The organism is Streptomyces sp. WAC06614 (genome assembly GCF_003949795.1).
Taxonomy (GTDB): domain Bacteria; phylum Actinomycetota; class Actinomycetes; order Streptomycetales; family Streptomycetaceae; genus Streptomyces.
Genome location: NZ_RPRY01000521.1, coordinates 1 through 3,141, shown reverse-complemented (window position 1 = coordinate 3,141; position 3,141 = coordinate 1). Strand labels below are relative to the sequence as shown.

The 3,141-nt window shown below is 78.9% G+C and carries 1 protein-coding gene and 1 pseudogene; both read right to left on the bottom strand.

Features of this window, described 5'->3' with window-relative positions; genetic code table 11:
* Window positions 1-88 precede the first annotated feature (88 nt).
* Window positions 89-1,999, bottom strand: coding sequence for a YcaO-like family protein (locus EF918_RS34130; protein WP_125652758.1), 1,911 nt, complete (start codon window positions 1,997-1,999; stop codon window positions 89-91).
* Window positions 1,996-3,141: pseudogene (locus EF918_RS34125) on the bottom strand (hypothetical protein); the annotation flags it as partial. The gene EF918_RS34130 and the pseudogene EF918_RS34125, both read right to left, overlap by 4 nt.

Sequence of the window (3,141 nt, the reverse complement as noted above, 5' to 3'; positions counted from 1 at the left end):
GGACGGGTCGGGACCTGGCCGGGACGGGTCGGGACCTGGCCGGGTCGGGTCGGGGCGGTCCCGGCGGAGTGCCGGGGGGCGGCGTCGGTCACGGGAACGGGTGCACCGTCAATCCCTCCAGGGACAGGGCCCGCTCCCCCGCCGCCGCGCGCAGCCGCGGCAGCCCCCGCACCCGCTGATGGGCGAAGCCGAAGGCGAGGGGGACGCTGCCGGGCACCAGGACGCGTACGGCGCGCAGTCCCGCGGCCCGGTGCTCGCGCCCGGTCTGGTCCACGACGAGCACCTCGTCCATGCCCGCCGCGGCGAGCAGTTCCCGCATCAGCCGGCCGGCCCGGCCGAGCGTGCCGACCCCGCGCAGCGGGGAGTGCGGGAACGCCTCGGCCAGCGGAACCGTCGGGCCCGCCAGGTACGGCTCGAACACCGCGGCGGACTCGGGGACCGAGTACCACTCGATGTGGTGGTCGAGGTCGGTGACGTTCCAGCGGTCGGTGCGCAGCCGGCGGGCCCGTTCCGGCGAGGGGGTGACGACGTCACCGAGGACCAGCGGGGCCAGTTCGGCGACCGCCGCCCGTACGGCCTCGGCCGGGTCGGGGTGGGCGGCGGCGGTCGTCAGGCTGTACTTGTCCGGCGAGCCCGGGTTGCGGGCCAGCGCCCATACCGCGGGCACCGGCACGTCCCGGGTGAGGACCAGCAGGTCCACCTCGTAGCCGGCGCGGCGCATCGCCGAGCGCAGTGCGACGGTGGTCGGGTCGGTGACCGAGCTCCAGTCGATCCGCGGCACGGGCCGTCCCGCCCACCAGGTCATCAGGAAGGCATCGCGTTCGAGCACTTCGACCACGGCGTGCAGCGCCGCCTCGTCGAGGGTGGCGCCGAGGGCACAGCCGTTGGACGACTCGTACAGCACCCTGCCCCACCGCTGCCCGGGGCGGGGCTCGGGGTGCACGTGGTACGAGCCCGCCTCCAGCGGGACCCAGCACGGCGTGTCCGTGCCCCACACCTGGGCCGGGATCCAGCGCAGGACGTCGTCCGGCGAGAACGGGTCGACACGGCAGGAGGGGTGGGCGTACTGCTCCGGCGCGAGGTCGCCGAGCCGGCGCGGGTCCAGGGCGCGGCCCGGCAGGTCCCGGTACGCGGCCCGGACCGGCCGGGCCGCGCCGACCAGGCTCTCCGAACCCGCCCGCTCCAGCCGCTCCAGCAGCGCCAGCCGGGAGGCGGCGGCGAGGGTGCGGCCACGGCCGTACCCGGCGGCCTCGGACGCCTTGCCGTGGCGGGCGTGGACGGCGGCCACGAGGGAGGCCGGGCTGTCGGGCACCGGCTGGAGCCCGATGACCGGGCCGTAGCGGCTGTCGACCAGCAGGGCGGTGAGCGTCTGCACGGACAGATCGGGCCCCGGCACCTGCCGCAGGGCGCCGTCGAGCACGGGATCCTCCCCGCCACGATCACCCCGACGGGTCTCCCGGGCCCCGACCTGGTCTCCCGCCCCGGCCCCGGCAGCCCCCTCGGCGGGCGCCGAGCAGCCCGGGCAGCCGTTCTGCGCGGGCACCCGGTGTCGGGAGGTCCCGGTCGGGCCGACGACGAGGGTCTGTCCCGGCGCCGGCGGCCGGCGGCGCGCCAGGGCGCAGGCGGCGGTCAGCAGGACGGCCGCGGAGCGGGCCGCGCCGGGGCCGGCCGCCAGGCGGCGCGGCGGGTCCGTGATGCCGCGCGTCCGCAGATGGGCCGAGACCTGGCACAGCGGGCAGCCGGTGGCCGCGTCCCGCTGCCACAGCGGTCCGACCTCCACCTCGGCGCCCCACAGCCGGACGGGCAGCAGGGGCAGACCGAGGGCCTCGGCCTCGGCCATCCGCTGCTGCTCCCAGTCCGCGTCGTGCCCGGCGACCAGCGCCACCAGGACGTCCTGCTCGGCGAGCAGGTCCGCCAGCAGGACGGCGGGCTCCGTCCCGGCGTCCGCCGCTCCCGGGCCGGTCGTGAGCCCGGGGTGTACCGCGAGCCGCCCGCTCATCGTCCGGCCTCCGCCCCGGCGACCAGCACGCCGTGCACCAACGGGTGTGCGCCGAGCAGCGGGTCGGGGACGTGCCGCCGGAACTCGACCGGCCGGCCGAGCAGTTCGGCGGCCAGCGCCCGCGGGTCCGCGGCCGTGGCCGCGAGCTCCTCGGCGATGCGGCAGTCCGGGCCGAGATCCGCCGCCAACGTTCGTTCGTGCGCGGCCAGTTGCCTACGGGCCCGGGCCAGGGCCCGGGCCCCGTCCAGGGCCGTCGCCTCGTCCTGGCCCCAGGCCGTGCCGTGCCATGTCTCGCCGGAGGGCGAGCCGAGGACGACCTCGGCACAGACCGGACCGCCGGGGCGGGCCGCACGGGGATGCACCCGCCGGCGCACCGGGACGGCCCCGGCCGTCGGTGCCTGCTCCGGCTCGCCGTCCTGCCACGGCGTGCGGTCGTCCGCCTGCCGGTCCGCGGCGGCGAGCCGCAGCGCCGCGTCCAGCAGGGCCGCGTCCGGCGTGGTACCGGCCCCGCCCCGCGGGTCGGGGCCGCGCAGGAAGGCCCGTAGCGCGGCGGCCTCGGCCTCTCCGCCCGTGGCTCCCCAGCCGGCGGCGGCCCGGCCCTCGGGGGTGCCGGGGCCGGGCACGACGCGGGCCAGGCAGACGGGGAGCTGCGCCCAGTCGGCCGGGGTGTCCGTCGCGCACCGGCCGATCAGGGCCGTCGCGTCCGGGCCGTCGGCCTCGCCGGTGACGTCGTTCAGGTCGAGCGAACGCCAGCCCAGGGGGCGGGAGTCCACCACGTGCACCGTGCGCGACGCGTCCCGTCCGCCGGCCGATCCGGGCAGGCCGGTGATCTCCCTGAAGGCCTGTTCGGCGGCGAGCTGCGCGGCGAGGTCCGCGGCCACCGGATCCGGGGCCGCCGGCGCTCCGGCGGGCAGGGTCGCGGTCAGCCGGTCGCGCAGGGCCGCGAGGGCGGCGGGGTCGGCGGCCAGACCGGAGGAGACCACCCACAGGCGACTGCCGGCCGACTCCACCCGAACGGCCAGCCCGGGACCGGTGACGGCCACCGGCGCATCGCGAACAGCGCCCCGCACCTCGTGGACGGCACCCGCCGCACCGGTGACGGCAGCTCCCGGACCGGTGGCGGCGGTCCCACCCCCGCGCTC